This window comes from Novosphingobium lindaniclasticum LE124, assembly GCF_000445125.1.
GTDB classification, from domain to species: Bacteria; Pseudomonadota; Alphaproteobacteria; order Sphingomonadales; family Sphingomonadaceae; genus Novosphingobium; species Novosphingobium lindaniclasticum.
The window spans coordinates 1-18,189 of the sequence record NZ_ATHL01000014.1; the positions used below are offsets into that span (position 1 = coordinate 1).

General features: G+C 64.7%; 24 protein-coding genes and 1 tRNA gene. 20 read left to right on the plus strand and 5 right to left on the minus strand.

The window, feature by feature from the left end; genetic code table 11:
- Positions 1–250, minus strand: a 250-nt coding sequence (locus L284_RS48615; protein ID WP_235054254.1) for a hypothetical protein, incomplete at its 3' end; no start/stop codon positions are given.
- Positions 251–279: 29 nt separating this feature from the next.
- Between L284_RS48615 and ffh the strand changes: the two genes are divergently transcribed.
- The 3 genes from ffh to rimM are packed head-to-tail and all read left to right on the plus strand — an operon-like array spanning position 280 to position 2,745.
- Positions 280–1,758: a signal recognition particle protein gene (ffh, locus tag L284_RS26555; RefSeq protein WP_021232296.1), complete on the plus strand. Its 1,479-nt coding sequence runs from the start codon at positions 280–282 to the stop codon at positions 1,756–1,758.
- A gap of 30 nt (positions 1,759–1,788) precedes the next feature.
- Positions 1,789–2,217 carry a 30S ribosomal protein S16 gene (gene rpsP / locus L284_RS26560; RefSeq protein ID WP_021232297.1) on the plus strand — a complete coding sequence of 143 codons (429 nt, stop codon included), beginning with the start codon at positions 1,789–1,791 and terminating at the stop codon, positions 2,215–2,217.
- An 18-nt stretch (positions 2,218–2,235) separates the two neighbouring features.
- Entirely contained in the window at positions 2,236–2,745 is a 510-nt protein-coding gene (rimM, locus tag L284_RS26565) for a ribosome maturation factor RimM (protein ID WP_021232298.1), read from the plus strand.
- 48 nt (positions 2,746–2,793) lie between these two features.
- On the opposite strand, the gene L284_RS26570 is transcribed toward rimM, so the two are convergent.
- Entirely contained in the window at positions 2,794–3,087 is a 294-nt protein-coding gene (locus L284_RS26570) for a hypothetical protein (RefSeq protein WP_021232299.1), read from the minus strand.
- 101 nt (positions 3,088–3,188) lie between these two features.
- Here L284_RS26570 and L284_RS26575 point away from each other — a divergent pair, with 101 nt between their 5' ends.
- The 4 genes from L284_RS26575 (at position 3,189) to L284_RS26590 (ending at position 5,867) form a co-directional block, all read left to right on the plus strand.
- Positions 3,189–4,106 carry a LysR substrate-binding domain-containing protein gene (locus L284_RS26575; RefSeq protein ID WP_021232300.1) on the plus strand — a complete coding sequence of 306 codons (918 nt, stop codon included), beginning with the start codon at positions 3,189–3,191 and terminating at the stop codon, positions 4,104–4,106.
- A gap of 61 nt (positions 4,107–4,167) precedes the next feature.
- Entirely contained in the window at positions 4,168–4,914 is a 747-nt protein-coding gene (gene trmD / locus L284_RS26580) for a tRNA (guanosine(37)-N1)-methyltransferase TrmD (RefSeq protein WP_021232301.1), read from the plus strand.
- Positions 4,911–5,279 carry a 50S ribosomal protein L19 gene (rplS, locus tag L284_RS26585; protein WP_021232302.1) on the plus strand — a complete coding sequence of 123 codons (369 nt, stop codon included), beginning with the start codon at positions 4,911–4,913 and terminating at the stop codon, positions 5,277–5,279. The genes trmD and rplS overlap by 4 nt, the downstream gene beginning before the upstream one ends.
- 315 nt (positions 5,280–5,594) lie before the next feature.
- The gene (locus L284_RS26590; RefSeq protein ID WP_021232303.1) at positions 5,595–5,867 is read left to right on the plus strand and encodes an HU family DNA-binding protein; all 273 of its coding nucleotides are present in this window, start codon (positions 5,595–5,597) and stop codon (positions 5,865–5,867) included.
- A gap of 96 nt (positions 5,868–5,963) precedes the next feature.
- On the opposite strand, the gene L284_RS26595 is transcribed toward L284_RS26590, so the two are convergent.
- Both L284_RS26595 and L284_RS26600 read right to left on the minus strand, forming a co-directional pair.
- Positions 5,964–6,797: a hypothetical protein gene (locus L284_RS26595; protein WP_021232304.1), complete on the minus strand. Its 834-nt coding sequence runs from the start codon at positions 6,795–6,797 to the stop codon at positions 5,964–5,966.
- Between the two features lie 28 nt (positions 6,798–6,825).
- Positions 6,826–7,650, minus strand: coding sequence for a TrmH family RNA methyltransferase (locus L284_RS26600; protein WP_021232305.1), 825 nt, complete (start codon positions 7,648–7,650; stop codon positions 6,826–6,828).
- A gap of 163 nt (positions 7,651–7,813) precedes the next feature.
- Between L284_RS26600 and L284_RS26605 the strand changes: the two genes are divergently transcribed.
- From L284_RS26605 to L284_RS46760, 5 genes are all read left to right on the plus strand, one after another.
- Positions 7,814–7,899, plus strand: a tRNA-Tyr gene (locus L284_RS26605).
- 141 nt (positions 7,900–8,040) lie between these two features.
- Positions 8,041–8,790: a phosphatidylserine decarboxylase gene (locus tag L284_RS26610; RefSeq protein ID WP_021232306.1), complete on the plus strand. Its 750-nt coding sequence runs from the start codon at positions 8,041–8,043 to the stop codon at positions 8,788–8,790.
- A 32-nt stretch (positions 8,791–8,822) separates the two neighbouring features.
- Entirely contained in the window at positions 8,823–9,677 is an 855-nt protein-coding gene (locus tag L284_RS26615; RefSeq protein ID WP_021232307.1) for a CDP-alcohol phosphatidyltransferase family protein, read from the plus strand.
- 140 nt (positions 9,678–9,817) lie between these two features.
- Positions 9,818–10,078 (plus strand): hypothetical protein, encoded by a 261-nt coding sequence (locus tag L284_RS0123615; protein WP_152524590.1) that lies wholly within the window; start codon positions 9,818–9,820, stop codon positions 10,076–10,078.
- Positions 10,075–10,545: a hypothetical protein gene (locus L284_RS46760; protein WP_021232308.1), complete on the plus strand. Its 471-nt coding sequence runs from the start codon at positions 10,075–10,077 to the stop codon at positions 10,543–10,545. Before L284_RS0123615 ends, L284_RS46760 begins: the two co-directional genes overlap by 4 nt.
- Positions 10,546–10,557: 12 nt before the next feature.
- On the opposite strand, the gene L284_RS47825 is transcribed toward L284_RS46760, so the two are convergent.
- Positions 10,558–10,824 carry a hypothetical protein gene (locus tag L284_RS47825; RefSeq protein ID WP_152524591.1) on the minus strand — a complete coding sequence of 89 codons (267 nt, stop codon included), beginning with the start codon at positions 10,822–10,824 and terminating at the stop codon, positions 10,558–10,560.
- A 341-nt stretch (positions 10,825–11,165) separates the two neighbouring features.
- On the opposite strand from L284_RS47825, the gene rpsB reads away from it, so the two are divergent.
- The 8 genes from rpsB to dxr all read left to right on the plus strand — a co-directional run.
- Positions 11,166–11,921 (plus strand): 30S ribosomal protein S2, encoded by a 756-nt coding sequence (rpsB, locus tag L284_RS26620; RefSeq protein ID WP_021232309.1) that lies wholly within the window; start codon positions 11,166–11,168, stop codon positions 11,919–11,921.
- 145 nt (positions 11,922–12,066) lie between these two features.
- Complete coding sequence (gene tsf / locus L284_RS26625) at positions 12,067–12,990, plus strand: translation elongation factor Ts (protein WP_021232310.1); 924 nt, start codon at positions 12,067–12,069, stop codon at positions 12,988–12,990.
- A 166-nt stretch (positions 12,991–13,156) separates the two neighbouring features.
- Positions 13,157–14,344 (plus strand): DUF1624 domain-containing protein, encoded by a 1,188-nt coding sequence (locus L284_RS26630; RefSeq protein ID WP_031341363.1) that lies wholly within the window; start codon positions 13,157–13,159, stop codon positions 14,342–14,344.
- Between the two features lie 116 nt (positions 14,345–14,460).
- Positions 14,461–15,183, plus strand: coding sequence for a UMP kinase (gene pyrH, locus L284_RS26635; protein ID WP_021232313.1), 723 nt, complete (start codon positions 14,461–14,463; stop codon positions 15,181–15,183).
- Between the two features lie 3 nt (positions 15,184–15,186).
- Complete coding sequence (gene frr / locus L284_RS26640; protein WP_021232314.1) at positions 15,187–15,744, plus strand: ribosome recycling factor; 558 nt, start codon at positions 15,187–15,189, stop codon at positions 15,742–15,744.
- 46 nt (positions 15,745–15,790) lie between these two features.
- Positions 15,791–16,480, plus strand: a complete 690-nt coding sequence (gene uppS / locus L284_RS26645; RefSeq protein ID WP_021232315.1) for a polyprenyl diphosphate synthase — start codon at positions 15,791–15,793, stop codon at positions 16,478–16,480.
- Complete coding sequence (locus tag L284_RS26650) at positions 16,467–17,240, plus strand: phosphatidate cytidylyltransferase (RefSeq protein WP_031341365.1); 774 nt, start codon at positions 16,467–16,469, stop codon at positions 17,238–17,240. The genes uppS and L284_RS26650 overlap by 14 nt, the downstream gene beginning before the upstream one ends.
- Positions 17,241–17,245: 5 nt before the next feature.
- Positions 17,246–18,189: 1-deoxy-D-xylulose-5-phosphate reductoisomerase (dxr, locus tag L284_RS26655; RefSeq protein WP_031341367.1), on the plus strand; the 944-nt coding region annotated here is incomplete at its 3' end.

The following is an 18,189-nucleotide window of genomic DNA, read 5'->3' on the forward strand; positions in this document are numbered from 1 at the left end:
TGCATGGCATGCAGGAGGTCAGCGGTTCGATCCCGCTAGGCTCCACCATTTCACCGAAATAGCCTTTCAAAGTCATCTTGGTTCGGTTATTTCGACATATCAGTTTCGCGGAAACGCGATACGCTGGCCGACGAGGTTTCGTCCGCCGGCGTTTTTCGCATAAGGTTTCCGTCACGCCGGTCAGCGAGGTTTCGCCCACCGGCGTTTTTGGCGTTCTGGCGGCTGCGGCTGCCGAAAGGGTTTGTGGCATGTTCGCCGCGAGTGACGTTAGGAGCGAGAATGTTTGACTCTCTGTCTGATCGTCTTGGTGGCGTTTTCGACAAGCTGCGCGGTCGCGGCGCGCTCAAGGAGCAGGACGTTCGCGATGCCATGCGCGAAGTGCGCATCGCGCTGCTCGAAGCCGATGTCGCGCTCCCCGTCGTGCGCCGCTTTATCGACCAGGTTACCGAGAAGGCCATCGGCCAGTCGGTGCTCCGTTCGGTCACGCCTGGCCAGCAGGTCGTCAAGATCGTCAATGACGCACTGATCGAGATGCTGGGCGGCGAAGAAGGGCAAGGTGGGCAGGCCGCCGAACTCGATCTGAACGCCGCGCCGCCGGTCGTCATCATGATGGTCGGCCTCCAGGGCTCGGGCAAGACCACCAGCACCGCCAAGATCGCCCGTCTCCTGCGCGAGAAGCAGGGCAAGAAGGTCCTGATGGCTTCGCTGGACGTCAATCGTCCGGCCGCGCAGGAACAGCTTCGCGTGCTGGGCGAGCAGGTCGGCGTCGCCACTCTGCCGATCATCGCCGGCCAGCAGCCGACCGAGATCGCCACCCGCGCGATGCAGTCGGCCAGGCTCCAGGCTGTCGACGTGCTGATGCTCGACACCGCCGGTCGTCTCCACGTCGACCAGCAGCTCATGGACGAGATGAAGGCGGTCGCCGCCATCGCGACTCCGCGTGAAACGCTGCTCGTGGTGGACTCGTTGACGGGTCAGGACGCGGTCAACGTCGCGCAGTCGTTCTCCGGCGAGGTCGACCTTACCGGCGTCGTGCTTACCCGTATGGACGGTGATGCGCGCGGCGGTGCGGCGCTGTCGATGCGGGCCGTCACCGGCAAGCCGATCAAGTTCGCGGGCACCGGCGAGAAGATGGAGGCCCTCGAGGTCTTTCACCCCAGCCGCGTCGCGAACCGCATCCTCGGCATGGGCGACATCGTCTCCATCGTCGAGAAGGCCGCGGAAGCGGTCAAGATCGAAGACGCCGAAGCGCTGGCCAAGCGCATGGAGCAGGGCAAGTTCGACATGAACGACCTGCGCATGCAACTGGGTCAGATGCAAAAGATGGGCGGCCTTGGCGCGCTGGCGGGCATGATGCCGGGCATGAAGAAGGCCAAGGCGGCGATGCAGGCCTCGGGCATGGACGACCGCGTGCTGCTGCGTATGGATGCGATCATCGGTTCGATGACCCAGAAGGAGCGCGTCAATCCGGCGCTGCTCAACGCCAAGCGCAAGATCCGCGTCGCCAACGGCTCGGGCACCAATGTGCAGGACGTCAACAAGCTCCTGAAGATGCACCAGGAGATGTCCAAGGCCATGAAGCAGATCAAGAAGATGGGCGGCCTCAAGGGCCTTGCCGCCATGTTCGGCAAGGGCGGCCTGGATGCCGCCATGCCGGGCCTTGGCGGCCCCGGCGGCATGGGTGGACTTGGCGGTGCCGGAGGCCTTCCCGGCCTTGGCGCCGGTGGTCCCGATCTCAGCAAGTTTCTGAAGAAATAGTTTTTGAAGATTTGAAGGAAAGGTAGAGCAATGTCCGTTTCGATCCGTCTGTCGCGTGGTGGCGCGAAGAAGCGTCCTTACTACAAGATCGTCGTCTCCAACTCGCGCGCTCCGCGTGACGGCAAGTATCTTGAGCAGGTCGGCACCTACAACCCGATCCTCGCCAAGGACGACGAAAACCGCGTCCGTCTGGTCGAAGACCGCGTGCGTTACTGGCTTGGCGTTGGCGCCCAGCCGACCGACCGCGTTGCCCGCCTGCTCGACAAGGCCGGCATCAAGGAACGCGCCGCCACTGTGAACGCCAAGAAGGGCGAGCCGGGCCAGAAGGCCAAGGACCGCGCTGAAGAGCGTGCCGAGAAGCTGCGTGAAGCTGAAGAAGCGGCCGCCGCCGCTGCTGCCGCTCCGGCCGCTGAAGAAGCGCCTGCCGAAGCAGCCGCTGAGGAATCGACCGAAGCCTAAGCTTCAGGTCAGATCCAGATGGCTGGTCCAGACCGCCCCGTCACGCTTGCTGCCATAACCGGCGCGCACGGCGTGACGGGCGAGGTTCGCCTCAAGCTGTTCGGTGAAGGCGTGGCGGCGCTCAAGCGCTACCGCGCCTTCAACGATTCCACCCTGACGCTCGCCAAGCTGCGTGATGACGGCAAAGGCGGCGCGATCGCCCGCTTCGAGCAAGTGCCCGATCGCAACGCTGCCGAGAAGCTGCGCGGAACCGCGCTGACCGTTCCGCGCTCGGCCATGCCCGAGCTTGCGGAAGGCGAGTATTATCACGCCGACCTGCTGGGCCTGCGCGCCGTCTCCGAAGCAGGTGACGAACTCGGCATCTGCGTCGCGGTCGAGAACTTCGGCGCCGGTGACGTGATCGAGATCGAGCGGCCGGCAGGCGAGGATGGAAAACGGCGCCGCTTCATGGTGCCGATGATACCTGCGGCCGTCCCCGAGTGGGATCACGAACGGTTGGTCATCACCGCCGTCTTCGCGGAAGAATAAAGGAAAGGCCGTCCCTCTGGGCGGCCTTTTCGCTTTGGCGGGCGGTGATCAGGCAAGCGCGGCCTGCGTGCACGAGCGCGCCGCTTCCGGAGGCGCTTGCGGGCAGTCGCTGGCGAGCACCAGGGGTGCCACCATGCCCAGACTTGCCCCCGCCAGAATGCCGCCAATCACGCCGATCCCGGTCAGGCGGGCCCGGCGGGCCAGCGGCGATTCCGGCCTTTCCTGTCGCGGAGATCCGCGGCGAAACCGCGCCTTGGCTTTCTCGGTAAGCCCGTTACCTAGCCCTTCGGAAAACCAGTCATGGCCGGCGTTCCACTGCTGCATGAAATGTTGATCCTGCATCGTCCGGTTCCTCCATCGGATGACCGGAATCTGCGCGATCCTGCGTGTCCGCGCCAGCAAAGCCTCTGGTGGAACCTATAAGGCAACCTTATTATCTCGGAATGGACCGCCTCCCGCCCCTGACCGCCGTTCGCGCCTTCGAGGCTGCCGGTCGCCACGAGAATTTCTCGCGCGCGGCGGAGGAACTGGGCATGACCCAGGCGGCGGTCTCCTATCAGATCCGGCAGCTCGAAGACCGCGTCGGCAAGCCGCTGTTCGTGCGGGAAAAGGGCAGGGTGCATCTGTCCGATGCCGGACGGCGCCTTCTGCCCGCCCTCAGCGGCGCCTTCATCGCCATGACCGACGCTTTCGCGGCTATTCGCAGCGAGGACGAGGACGTGCTGGCCATCAATGCGTCCGTGTCGCTTGGCGCCAGTTGGCTGAGCACGCGCATCGGACGTTTCCAGCTTCGCCATCCGGATATTGCCGTTCGCATGTCGCTTTCCAACGAAGTGATCGACTTCGCTCTCTCGAACTACGATGTCGCCATTCGCGGCGGTGCGGGGCAATGGGACGGGCTTCGCAGCGAATTCCTTTTCCGGCAGCATTATTCGCCGATCTGCTCCCCGGATTTTCTCGAGCGTCATCGCATCGTGCGGCCGGAGGATATTCTCGCAGTTGAGCGCTTTGCTCCCAATGATCCCTGGTGGAATGGTTGGTTCTCCGCTGCGGGCGTCGGGCAACAGCCGCCGCCGTCGCGACGCGGGTTCATGTTCGACAATCAGCTTCAGGAGGCCAGTGCGGCGCGGGAGGGTTTCGGAGTCGCTCTGATGACACCGCTGATCTGGCGGGAAGATCTGGAGGCCGGTCGCTTGGTGCAGCCGTTCGAGACGATGTACCTGCCGGGAACCGCGCATTGGATGGTACACCCCGAGAGTCGCGTGGGCGTTCGCAAAATTGAGCGCCTGCGAGAGTGGTTCCGCGATGAGATCGAGCGAGACCGCGCTTTCCTGCCTGCCGAAGTCTGGGAACCGCTCTGAAAGGCGCAATTCCGGCGCTTCCCCCTTGCCGCAGCCGCGGAATTGGGCTTTGCGCGAGGGCATGACTTTCAACGCCACCGTCCTCACCCTCTATCCGGAGATGTTCCCCGGTTCGCTCGGCGTCAGCCTGGCGGGCAGGGCGCTGGTGGAGGGGAAATGGGCCATGAACCCTGTCCATATCCGCGATTTCACCAGGGACAAGCACCGCACCGTCGATGACACGCCTGCGGGCGGCGGTGCCGGAATGGTGCTCAAGGTGGACGTATTGGCGGCCGCCATCGACCATGCCCGCGCCATCAATCCGGACGCGCCGATCATTGCCATGACTCCACGCGGCAAGCCGATCTCGCAGGCGCGCGTACGCGAACTGGCGAATGGACCCGGCGTCACCATTCTCTGCGGTCGTTTCGAGGGTTTCGACGAACGGATCTTCGAAGGCCGGCAGGTCGAGGAGATGTCCGTCGGCGATGCGGTGCTTTCGGGCGGCGAACCCGCGGCGATCCTGCTGCTGGACGCTTGCATTCGCCTCCTTCCCGGAGTAATGGGCGCGGCTTCCAGCGGGACCGAGGAATCGTTCGAGGACGGCCTTCTCGAGTACCCGCAATATACCCGACCCACCGAGTGGGAAGGGCGCACGATCCCCGAAGTGCTGCGATCGGGGGATCATGCGAAGATCGCCGCCTGGCGGAAACATCAGGCGGAGGAAGATACACGGTCACGCAGGCCGGACCTTTGGGAACGCCACAGGGGCGTTCGGGGCCAGTTTGCCTCTGGCGCGCAGCGCAAGAAAGAGGATTTGGGTTCATGAACCTGATTCAGCAGATCGAAGCCGAGGAAATCGCCAAGGCCGCCAAGGACATCCCGACCTTCCGTCCGGGCGACACCGTCCGCGTCGGCGTGAAGGTTGTCGAAGGCACCCGTACTCGCGTCCAGGCTTACGAAGGCGTGTGCATTGCGCGTTCGAACCGTGGCATGGGTTCCAACTTCACCGTTCGCAAGATGAGCTTCGGTGAAGGCGTGGAACGCGTATTCCCGCTCTACTCGCCGAACATCGACTCGATCACCGTGGTCCGCCGCGGCGTCGTGCGTCGTGCCAAGCTGTACTACCTGCGCGGTCGTACCGGCAAGCGCGCTCGCATCGCCGAGCGCCGCATCAACGACGCCCAGGCATAAGCCGAGGCTTCGCGTCCGGCCCGCAAGGGGCGGGCGACTTGAGAGGCGGTTCGTTCTCGGACCGCCTTTTTCGTGCCCGGAACGCGCGGCGCCTCGCGCCGAAATTGCCGTGCCTGCCAGCCCTCGTTCATGCTGCGTTGCACAATCCCGGAAATCGTCATCCAGATGCCGGAAAAACGCGATAAAGTACCGGTTTTGGCCGTGTTTAGCCTTTGACACCGCTCTCAAAAACGGCTCAATTCCGTCGCCGTCCGGAAGCGAATTCACATATTCCCGTCACATCCGATTCAAATGAAAGGTTAGGGGGTACCCACAATGAACAAGAACGATCTCATCAGCGCCGTCGCGGACTCGAGCGGTCTGACCCGTAGCGACGCCACCAAGGCCGTCGAAGGCGTGTTCGACGCCGTCACCGCTGCGCTGAAGGCCGGCGACGAAGTTCGCCTGGTCGGTTTCGGCACCTTCTCGGTCGCCAAGCGCAAGGCCTCGACAGGCCGCAACCCGCGCACCGGCGAGCCGATGGAAATCAAGGCTTCGGCTCAGCCGAAGTTCAAGGCCGGCAAGGGCCTCAAGGACGCCGTCAACTAAGCGTCCTTCTCGCCTGCCAGGCCTTGCAGGCCGAAAAGAAAACGCCGCGCCGACCCTCGGGTCGGCGCGGCGTTTTCTTTTCGGGCCGGGGTCGGATCAGGGCGCGAGCCGGACGAGCGCGGTAGGAGCAGCCGGCGTCCTGGGATCGACCTTCCAGAACAGCGCCTTCCCGCGCGGCGCGGCCTTGGGGCCTTCGTCCGTGTTATTGGCGAGGATCTCGCCATCGGTGGTCAGCGTGAACGTGCCGTCCGCTTCGGACGGGCCAGGCATGGCCTCCTTGCTCTTGCCGCTGGCGAGATCGCCCATCATCGCACCCATGCCGGCTGCGCCACCCTGGAGCCCGAACGACGGGGCATCGATTCGTACCGAGCCGTCGCGGCGCAGTGAGAGTTGAACGAAAGCGTTGCTCATGGCGAAGCCTTCGATCGTCGGGAAGGCGAAGTCGTGGTCCAGCCGGCCTGTCGTGGCGAAATCTACGTCGAACTTGCCGTTGCCCAGATAGACCGCCTTGTTCCAGCCCACCTGGCGGCGGAGCTTTTCGGCAATCTGTTCGCCGGCCTTGGGATCGCTGGGATCGAGGCCGCCAAGCAGCAGCCGCGTGGTCTCCGCCTCGCTCTTCTTCTTTTCTTCGCTCGACTTGTCCCAGTCCGCCTTCTGCTGGGCGAGCTCGTCCTCGGTGCAGGGACGTTCTTCGTAGTCGTCGTTGTGACAGGCTTCCGCCTCGAACGGCTTCGGCTTCGACATCTGCAGAGGCACCATCACGACCTCTCCGGCATAGCGGAACGTAAACGTGCGGTCCTTGCGAAGGTCGAGAGTCGAGATAAACTTGCCCGGCGCGAAAATACAGGCCGCTGCCAGCAGCGCCAGAGCGGCGACCGCAAGGCCGCCGAGCAGGCGGCGCCCCGCAGGGCGCCTTTGGGTTTCGATCATGATGACTGCCCCTCTTGCGTCCGGCCCGTCAGCCGCGCGTTGCTGCGGCGTAGAGCGCGATGGCGGCCGCGTTGCTGACGTTCAGGCTTTCCATCGCCTCGCTGATCGGCAACTTGGCGATGGCATCGCAGTGCTGGACGATGTTGTGGCGCATACCGTCACCTTCGGCTCCGAGCACAAGGGCTACCGGGCCATCGGGCAGGGCCTCGCCGAGCGTCGACTGGGCCGCACCATCAAGGCCGATCCGCCAGTAGCCGGCTTCCGCGATTTCTTCGAGCGCGCGGGCGAGATTGACGACGCGCACCCAGGGCAGGACTTCCAGAGCGCCGGAAGCGCTCTTGGCCAGAGTGCCGGATTCAGGCGGCGCGTGCCGGTCCTGCGTGACGATGGCGCAAGCATTGAAAGCGGCGGCCGAGCGCATGATCGCGCCGACGTTGTGCGGGTCGGTCACCTGGTCCAGCACGACGACGGGACGGGAGGGGTCGCCGTCGAGCACATCGTCGATAAAGATGTCTTCCAGCGGCGAGCATTCGAGCACGAGGCCCTGATGCGGTGCGTCGCGAGCGACCAGGCGCGCGAGATCGGATGGCTGCGCCCATTCCACGGGGAAATCGCTCGGCAATTCGCCGTCCAGCGATTCGACGCCCTCGCGAGTCGCCCAGAGCTTGCGGTGGCTGCGATTCGGATTCTTCAGCGCGGCTTCCACGGCGTGACGCCCCCACAGGCGGACCATGCCGGTGCTTGCGCGCCCGCTGCCACGGCCGTTCTTCATCCGGCCCGCGCGGCCGCGCAGCGGTTTCCCGGAACGTCCGCCTTCGCGGTCGCCGTCTTGCCGGTCGCTACGATTGCTCATGAAAATGTCCTTATTCGAAAAAACTATGCCGCTCCTGCCATTCCCCCCATTGACAGGCAAGGCCGCGTTCTACATAGGCGCGCTCCTCGGCAGCGAGGCTCTGGCTTCAGAGCTTCAACACAACGGGTCTTTCGATGGAAAGACCCCCGCCAGCAACTGGTGTGGACAGGTGGCCGAGTGGTTAAAGGCAGCAGACTGTAAATCTGCCCGTGCAAGCGTACGCTGGTTCGAATCCAGCCCTGTCCACCACCGGTTCCTCTGAAAAGAGCGCTCCCGCCCAAAGGCGGTCGAACGATTTCCTCATATAAATATCACCGTCGATCCCCTCGCATGGGAACATGGCGCGTTCCCTGGCATTGCGGGGGCGGCGGACAGTGACTAGAGGACGGTATGCCCGGAGAAATTCTCGATAATCAGGGACGCGGCGAAGCGTCCTGGAGCTGGCCTTCCGTCCACCCGGAAGGCCGCAAGTTTGGCGCGATCGCGGGCGTTGTCGCGCTGATCGGCTGGATCGTGTTCGGCCCGCTCGTGGGTTTGCCGCTGGTCCTGCTGACTTATTGCGTCCTTGCGTTCTTCCGTGATCCCGTTCGCGTCACGCCTCAGGACGATCGCTATATCGTCGCACCGGCGGACGGCCTTGTGACGCTGATCGGTAAAGTTTCGCCCCCGCGCGAACTGACGGTAGAGGATGGCAGCGGTTCGCTGCCGATGCCGACCGAGCCGGTCACCCGCATCTCCATCTTCATGAGCGTCTTCGACGTCCACATCAACCGCAGCCCGATCGGCGGTACGGTGCGCCGGGTGATCTACATCCCGGGCAAGTTCCTCAATGCCGACCTCGACAAGGCCAGCGAGGAGAACGAACGCCAGCACATCCTGGTCGAACGCGGCGACGGTCTGCGCGTCTGCTTCACCCAGATTGCCGGCCTGGTGGCGCGGCGAATCGTGCCCTTCGTGAAGCCGGGTGACATGATCGCGTCGGGCCAGCGCATCGGTCTGATCCGCTTCGGCAGCCGTGTGGATGTCTATCTTCCGGCGGGCACCGAACCGAAAGTGCTGATGGGTCAACGGATCGTCGCCGGTGAAACCGTGCTGGCCGAAGTGGCTTCGGCACCGGTCATCGAAGGCATTTCACAGTGAGCGATCGGCCCGGCGGGACCCGGGGTGGCGGGATGGAAGGCGATGGTCTTCGCGTGCGCCGTCTTGCCGGCGGGCTGCCCATGCGTGTCTTCGTTCCCAATGCCATCACTGCTGCGGCGCTCTGTTCCGGCCTTACCGGCATTCGCTTCGCGATCGGCGGCGACTACGAACGTGCGGTGCAGGCGATCATCCTGGCCGGCCTGCTCGACGGCATCGACGGTCGCGCCGCGCGGCTCCTCAAGGCCCAGACCCGTTTCGGGGCCGAGCTGGACAGCCTGGCCGATTCCATCTCGTTCGGTGTCGCTCCCGCGCTGATCGTCTACCTCTGGACCCTGCACCAGCTTCCGAGCCTGGGCTGGATTGCGGCGCTTGCCTTTGCGATCTGTTGCGTCCTTCGCCTGGCCCGCTTCAATTCGCGTCTCGACGAGATCGATCAGCCGCACAAGCAGGCAGGCTTCTTGACCGGCGTTCCCGCGCCGATCGGCGCAGGTCTGGCGTTCCTGCCCATGTACCTGTGGATCGCCACCGGCATTCCTGAATTCGCCAACCCTGTCGCGGTCAGCCTATGGATGGTCGTGATTGCATTCCTGATGATCTCCAGCCTGCCGACGCTGAGCTGGTCGCGCATGCGGCCGCCGCCGCGTCTGCGCCTCGGCGTCATAGCGTTGGTCGGCCTGACGGTCGCGGCGCTGCTGATGGAGCCGTGGTTCACGCTGGCGGTGATTACGCTGGCTTACCTGGTACTGGTGCCCATCGGCATCGGCACTTACGCCAGGGTCAGGCGGCGAGTTCCGCGCCAAGGTCCACACCCGGCCACTCCAGCACCGGCCGTTCCGCCGCATTCCATTGCGATTGACGGCGAGGGCGAGGGGCGCGATCCTTCCTGAGGGTGGCGAGTGCCGGGAGGCTTTGTCTAAGCGGCAGACGTTCGCGCTCGATCATTCTCCACTTCAAGATCGTCGTCTGCGGAGCGCTGCAATGGCTGGCGGAAAGGCCGCGGACCGCGTCTCCATGGCGGAGCCAGCTCATGGCGATAGCGTGGGCCGAAACCAGCGCGGCCACGGTAAAGAGACAGGCGGCAAAAGCAGTCATGACCGTTCCTTTCGAAGCATCGTTCAGCAAGTCTCAGGTGCCGCCGGGGCGGGCTGTGGAGATCTTGTGGAAAAACCAGAATCGTTCTATCAATGTTCTTGTGATGACCCTGTTCTCAATTTGTTCTCAACCTGTCAAGGCGGAATCCGGCGCCGCCGCATTGCCGCTGCCGTTTTCGGGTTCGGACAGGCGATGAGCGAGGGAACTGGGGCACGGTTGGCCGAACTCGGCGGCCTGGGGGAGTGGTGCGAGGCCAACGGCTTCGATCTCGAGGAGATCGATGCAGACGAACTCGTGCTCAGCGATCGCGAAACCGGCAGCGTCTGGTCGGTGTTCGGCGTGGATGACTGGACTCAGATCAAGGGACTTGTGCTGGACGAGGTCGAGCCCGACGCGGCCTTGTGCCTCACGCTGGCGCGGCTGCACGATCGGCTCCTGGGATGCCGCTTTTCGGTCGATGCGCAGCATGGCCTGGTCATCATCGTCGATCTGATGCCGTCATGTCGCTGCGCGGAGGGGATCGGCGAGGCGATCCTGCAGATGCAGGCGATCATAGATCATACGAGCGATCTTCTGGAGAGCGTCGTCGCGCAGGGCGTTGCGGCGGACGACCGCACGATCGATCAGGCGTTTGGATTGGAAGGATCCCGAAGACTGCACTGAGGCGGGCAGCCGTCAGGTCGCATGGTGAGGCGTCAGGTCGCTACGCCGGCGCGGTCTGACCCTGGAACCGCGGCGGGCTGCCGTTCGGGCCAGGACTGGGCGGATCGGTTGCCCGGCATTTTCCCGGCAGGTCCATCTCACGTCGGCGGCTTCGGCGTGACCGTCGAGCTGGTGTTTCAATCTCCGCAGGGCAGGCAAGGCGGATCGATAGCTCGTCCAGATCGTCATGAGCGCAATCGCGGCGCCGATACCGAACAGGATGGAGGAAACGACAGTCATCGATTGCGTCCTTGGTCTTGCCACCCCCGAGGCGTTGTCATGATCCGCTCGTCCAAGCGGGACTACTCTGTGGAAAACCGGCGAAAGGGCCAGAGTTTCCGCGATTCTTCGCGCCATGCCATGCTCTGCGACGAACCGACTTGCGGGAACGCTGGATTGGGGCTGGCCTTTTGGGGCAAACAGCGCTAAGGGCGGCCCCGCTCGGGCGAAGGTGGCGAATTCGCGTCTCCCGCGACTCGGGCAATCCACATGGAAAGCGCACATACCGGTGCCTTGGCGGTCGGCTTCAAGCGTCCGTCTGGTTCCTGCTTTCCAGAGGCTCAACCGGAAGGAATTCTATTATGGCGGCACCCGTCGTCACCATGTCGCAGCTCATCGAAGCCGGCGCGCACTTCGGTCACCAGACCCACCGCTGGAATCCGCGCATGAAGCCGTACATCTTCGGCGCACGCAACGGCATCCACATCATTGACCTGTCGCAGACCGTGCCGCTCTTCGCGCGCGCTCTCGAATTCGTGCAGTCGACCGTCCAGTCGGGCGGCAAGGTGCTCTTCGTAGGCACCAAGCGCCAGGCCCAGGAGCCGATCGCCCAGGCCGCCCGCGCCTGCGGTCAGCACTTCGTCAACCACCGCTGGCTGGGCGGCATGCTCACCAACTGGAAGACCATCTCGGGTTCGATCAAGCGCTTCAAGGCTCTTGAAGAGCAGCTCGCCGGCGACACCACCGGCCTGACCAAGAAGGAAGTTCTCCAGCTCACCCGCGAGCGTGACAAGCTGGAACTGTCGCTCGGCGGTATCCGCGACATGGGCGGCATCCCGGACGTGATGTTCGTGATCGACGCGAACAAGGAAGAGCTGGCCATCAAGGAAGCCAACGTCCTTGGCATCCCGGTCGTTGCCGTGCTCGACACCAACGTGAACCCGCAGGGCATCGCCTTCCCGATCCCGGGCAACGACGACGCCAGCCGCGCCGTGCGCTTGTACTGCGAAGCCATCGCCCAGGCCGCTACCAAGGGTGGCCGTGACGCGCTCGTCCAGAGCGGTGCCGACATCGGCGCCATGGACGTGCCGGTGGCCGAGGAAGCAGTCGAGGCCTGATAGGTCCGGCGACGACTTTTTCGTCATGGAATTGTCGCGCGCCGGGTCCAATGGGCCTGGCGCGCGTTTCATTTCCGGGTCGCTGAGCGGCCTGGGTACTTTAAAGGCCGATCTTCGGCTTGACCCCAACAAGAGGATTTGAGCGATGGCTTACACCGCCGCTGACGTGAAGAACCTGCGCGAGCGCACCGGCGCCGGCATGATGGACTGCAAGAAGGCCCTGGACGAAACCGGTGGCGATCTCGAAGCCGCCGTCGACGCGCTGCGCGCTCGCGGTCTGGCTGCTGCCGCGAAGAAGTCGAGCCGCACCGCGGCCGAAGGTCTGGTTGGCGTTGCCGTCACCGGCACCAAGGGCGTTGCCGTCGAAGTGAACTCGGAAACGGACTTCGTTGCGAAGAACGACCAGTTCCAGGATTTCGTCCGCAAGACCACCGAAGTCGCCCTCGGCGTTGCCGGTGACGACGTCGAAGCGCTGAAGGCCGCTGCCTACCCGACCGGCGGCACCGTCGGCGACGCGCTGACCAACAACGTTGCGACCATCGGCGAGAACCAGCAGGTTCGCCGCCTGAAGACCGTCGAGGTCGCTCAGGGCCTCGTCGTCCCCTACATGCACAACGCCGCCGCGCCGAACCTCGGCAAGATCGGCGTGCTCGTCGCGCTCGAATCGGAAGCTTCGGCTGACGTTCTCGAAGCCCTCGGCAAGCAGATCGCGATGCACATCGCCGCCGCCTTCCCGCTGGCCCTCAACGCCGACGATCTCGACGCCGAACTGATCGAGCGCGAGCGCAAGATCGCTCAGGAAAAGGCCGCCGAATCCGGCAAGCCCGAAGCGGTGCAGGCGAAGATGGTCGAAGGCGCGATCGCCAAGTACGCCAAGGAAAACGCACTGCTCTCGCAGGTCTTCGTCATGGACAACAAGACCCCGATCCAGCAGGTCGTCGACCAGGCCGGCAAGGACGCCGGAACCAAGATCGTGCTGAAGGACTACGTCCGCTTCCAGCTCGGCGAAGGCATCGAGAAGGAAGTCACCGACTTCGCAGCCGAAGTGGCTGCTGCCGTCGCAGGCTGATCCTTCGGGATACCGAACAGGCGAAGGGCCGGGGAGCGTGAGCTTCCCGGCCCTTTTTTTGGGCTTCACGCAGGATCGCGATCTGCGGGGCGGCACCCATGGCTTTGAGGCGGCGCTTTGTCTGATGGGGGTTGAAACGATATAACGTTACGATAAGGGGCGCGGGATGAGTCGCCCCTATACTTCGTCGGTTTCCTCGCCCGGTTCTGCCAGCTCCTCCCGCGCGAAGCGCATCGTGGCCATCGATGCCTTGCGGGGCCTGGTCATGCTGCTGATGCTCGTGGATCATACCCGCGAGTTCTTCTACCTCGATCGGCAAGTGGCCGATCCGATGAACCTCGACGAGACCGATCCCGCCCTGTTCTTAACCCGGCTTGCGGCGCATCTCTGCGCGCCCGTCTTCGTGGCTTTGACCGGGGTGTCTGCCTGGCTTCATGCGCGCGGTGATACCGCACGCGCGGGCGGTTTTCTCGCCAAGCGCGGCCTGTTCCTGATCGTCCTGGAAGTGACGCTGGTAAACTTCGCCTGGACCTTCGACCCGGTGCCCAGGACTTATTTCCTGCAGGTGATCTGGGCGATCGGGCTATCGATGCTGGTCCTGGCTGTGCTTATCCGCGTTCCGCGCGCCGGGCTGGCGGCGATCGGTGCGATGCTGGTTCTCGGCCACAATCTTCTGGACGGCGTTACGCTTGCAGCGGATGCGCCGGGCCATGCGCTCTGGGCGATTCTTCACCAGCGCGACCTGATCGCTCTGCCTTGGGGGGCTGCGGCGCGCACGTCCTATCCGGTGCTGCCGTGGATCGGGGTCATGGCGCTGGGCTATGGCGCCGGACCCTGGTTCGGGCGCGATGCCGAACCGGGCGCACGGGGCAGGGCTTTGCTGCTATTCGCCGCGGGAAGCCTGGTGCTGCTCGCCGTCTTCCGCGCCTTCATCGGGTATGGCGACACGCAAGGCTGGCACCCCACCGACGAGGGGCTGCGGAATGCGATGAGCTTCGTGAATCTCACCAAGTATCCTGCCTCAGCCTGCTTCCTGCTGCTCACGCTCGGGATCGGCGCGCTCGTGCTGCATCTTTTCGAGCGGATCGACCGAGCGGGGAGCAGCCGGGCGATCCGCGGCCTGGCCGTGCTGGGCGGGGCGCCCTTGTTCTTCTACCTCCTTCATCTCTACGTGCTCCACGGGGCGAACCGGATTGCCGGCGCGGGGCTGGGCGCGACGGGCCTGGTGAGCGTGCCCTCCGTGGGCTGGATCTGGGCGCTGGCCGCGCTTGTGGCGGTGCCGTGCTGGTTCGCCACGCGCCGTTTCGGCACCTTGAAGCGGGCGAGTCCGGCCTGGTGGATGCGCTACCTATGAAGGGGTAGGGCGGGCCACCTTCCCGGTCGGCCGCGCTCATCCACAAGCTCGCCCCTTGGCAAGGCGCCGCTGCGCTCCTAAAGCCGGGCGGATTGCCCAGAGGAGATTGTGCGGCCATGAGTTCTTCCCCCTACAAGCGCGTCCTGCTCAAGCTGTCGGGCGAAGTCTTGATGGGAAGCCAGCAGTTCGGAATCGATCCCGAATTCGTGACCGAGCTTGCCAAGGAAGTGAAGGCCGCCAAGGAGACCGGCCTGGAGATCTGTCTCGTCATCGGCGGCGGCAACATCTTCCGCGGCATGGCCGGCGCGGCGCGCGGCATGGACCGCGCGCAGGCGGACTACATGGGCATGCTGGCCACCGTCATGAATGCGCTGGCGATGCAGAATGCGCTGGAGCAGCTCGGCGTCGAGACCCGCGTGCAGTCCGCCGTGCAGATGGACCAGGTGTGCGAGCCGGTGATCCGCCGCCGTGCCGAGCGTCACCTCGAAAAGGGCCGGGTCGTGATCTTCGCCGCCGGTGTCGGCGCGCCTTACTTCACTACCGATTCGGGCGCAGCACTTCGCGCTGCCGAGATGCGCTGCGACGCCCTGCTCAAGGGCACGAGCGTAGACGGCGTCTACGACAGCGATCCCAAGACCAACCCTGACGCCCAGCGTTACGATTCCGTCGACTACGACACCGTCCTTGCCGACAATCTGAAGGTGATGGACGCTTCCGCCGTGGCGCTCTGCCGCGACAATGCAATCCCGATCGTCGTGTTCTCGATCCGCGAGCAGGGCAATCTCGCCACTGTCCTCGCGGGTGGCGGCACCAAGACGGTCGTCCAGAAAGGAGCCTGATTCATGGCCAAGTACGACAAGGCGGACCTCGAGCGCCGCATGAACGGCGCGATCGAAGCGCTGAAGCATGATCTCTCGGGCCTGCGCACCGGCCGCGCCAATACCGCGCTGCTGGAGCCGATCATGGTCACCGTCTACGGTGCCAACACCCCGATCACCCAGGTCGCGACGATCTCGGCCCCCGAGCCGCGCATGCTCTCGGTACAGGTCTGGGACAAGTCGAACATCGGCCCGGTCGAGAAGGCGATCCGTTCCGCCGGTCTGGGTCTCAACCCGATCAATGACGGCAACACCCTGCGCCTGCCGATCCCGGACCTGACCGAGGAGCGCCGCAAGGAACTCGCCAAGCTCGCCAGCTCCTACGCGGAAAAGGCCCGTGTCGCCATTCGCAACGTGCGCCGGGACGGTATCGAGAACCTGAAGGCCGACGAGAAGAAGAAGGAGATCTCGGAAGACGATCGCAAGCGCGGCGAAACCGAGGTCCAGAAGCTGACCGACGACATGATCAAGCAACTCGACGAAGTTTTCGGCGCCAAGGAAAAGGAAATCCTCGGCAAGTGAGGCTTGGCGGCTCCGGCTTGAGGCCCAGCTTGAGGGACGACGCCTGATGGCGAAGAGCGAACCCGTCACGGCGCGTCATGTCGCCATCATCATGGATGGCAATGGACGCTGGGCGAAGAAGCGCCATCTCCCGCGCGCGCTGGGTCACCAGCGCGGCGTGGAGGCGGTTCGCCGGGTCGTGCGCGGCGCACGCGAGATGGGGCTGGAAGCGTTGACGCTCTACGCCTTCTCGACCGAGAACTGGCGGCGACCGGAGGAAGAGGTCTCCGACCTCATGAGCCTGATGAAGCGCTTCATCCTCTCGGACCTCGACGAGTTCGCGGCAGCGGGTGTCCGCCTGAAGATTATCGGCGATTACAAGGCCTTCAAGCCCGATGTCGTCGAACTGGTCGAAGGCGCGGTGGCAAAGACGGCGGCGAATACCGGCACGACGCTGGCGGTGGCGCTAAACTATGGCTCGCAGGACGAGATTGCCCGGGCCGCCACCAAAGCGGCGGCAAAAGGTGCGATCACCCCGGAGACGATAGCGGCGGAGCTGGATACGGCTGACCTGCCGCCGCTCGACCTGCTGATCCGCACCTCCGGCGAAGTCCGGCTTTCCAATTTTCTGCTCTGGCAGGCGGCCTATGCCGAAATGATGTTCACCGAAGTGCTCTGGCCGGACTTCACCGCAGAGCACTTGCGGCAGGCACTCGAAGACTTCGCTGCACGGGACCGACGCTATGGCGGACGCTGATCCCGGCAGAAGGACGTCCGACCTGGGGGTGCGGACGGTTTCCGCCCTCGTCATGCTGATCGTCGCCGGCGGTGCGCTATGGTTGGGCGGGGCGGTCTGGACGGCCTTCGTCTGTGCTGTCGCGCTCGGCGTCTTGTGGGAGTGGGTGAAGCTGGCGCGTCTCGGCACGCAAAATCCGGCGGAGCGTGCGGCCTTCAATTTCGGCGGCATGCTCTATGTCGGTATCGCTGCCGCCACGCTGCTGTTCCTGCGCAACCCGGCATTCAGCCTGGCGCCGCTGCTGACGATCCTGCTGGCCGTCATCGGCGTGGACGTCGGTGCCTATTTCACCGGACGTACGCTGCGCGGCCCCAAGATCGCGCCCTCGATCAGCCCGTCCAAGACCTGGTCCGGCCTGTTCGGCGGTGTTCTCGGCGCGACTCTGGTGCTGTTCGGAGCCGCGCGGTTCTGGCAGGAAGGGATCCTCTCGGTCCATCCGCAAGGCAACGCGGCGGACGGCCCGGCCTGTTTCGGAATGCAGCCCTGCTGGTATCTCACCGCAAGTTGGCTGCCGCTGTTCGCAACCTGCCTGATGACCGGCATTCTCCTTGCCGTTTGCGCCCAGACCGGCGATTTTTTCGAGAGCTGGATGAAGCGCCGGGCAGGGGTCAAGGATTCCGCCAACTTCATTCCCGGGCACGGCGGGTTATTCGATCGGCTTGACGGCTTGCTGGCCGTGCTTTTCGTGCTAGGGCTGATGATCCTTTTCCAGCCACGATGACAATCATGCGCACCATTTCCGTTCTCGGGGCTACCGGCTCCATCGGCGCATCGACGCTGGACCTCATTCGGCGCAGCCCTGCCGATTGGCGCGTCGTCGCGCTGACCGCCAATGGCAACGTCGCCGAACTCGCGAAGCTGGCGATCGAATTCTCCGCCGAGCTTGCCGTGGTGGCCGATGAAGCGCGGCTTTCCGAACTGCGCGAGGCGCTCGCCGGGACGGACATCGAAGCGGCCGGTGGCGCCCAGGCGCTCGTGGAAGCGGCGGCGCGCGGCGCGGATGTCACCGTCGCCGCGATCGTCGGCTGTGCGGGCCTGGCGCCGACGATGGCGGCGATCGAGCAGGGCGGGGTGATCGCGCTGGCCAACAAGGAAGCGCTGGTTTCGGCGGGCGAAGTGATGACGGCGGCCGTCGAACGCCACGGCGCCACGCTGCTGCCGATCGATTCCGAGCACAACGCGATCTTCCAGTGCCTCCAGGGCAACAGTCTCGACCATGTCCGCTGGATCACGCTCACCGCCAGCGGCGGCCCGTTTCGCGACTGGACTCTCGACCGCCTGACCCTGGCGACGCCGGCCCAGGCGATCAAGCACCCGAACTGGGACATGGGCGCAAAGATCAGCGTCGATTCGGCGACGATGTTCAACAAGGGCCTCGAACTGATCGAGGCGCATTATCTGTTCCCGGTCGGTCTGGATAAGCTGCGCATCATCGTGCACCCGCAGTCCGTGGTCCATTCCATGGTGGAATACCGGGATGGATCCACACTGGCGCAGCTCGGGCCTTCGGACATGCGGGTGCCGATCGCCTCGGCGCTGGCCTGGCCGGAACGGATGGACACGCCTTGCGCGCCTTTGGACCTGGCTGAAATCGGTGAACTCACGTTCCGCAAGCCGGACGAAGTCCGGTTTCCCGCCACGCGGCTGGCGCGCGAGGCGGCAGAGGCGGG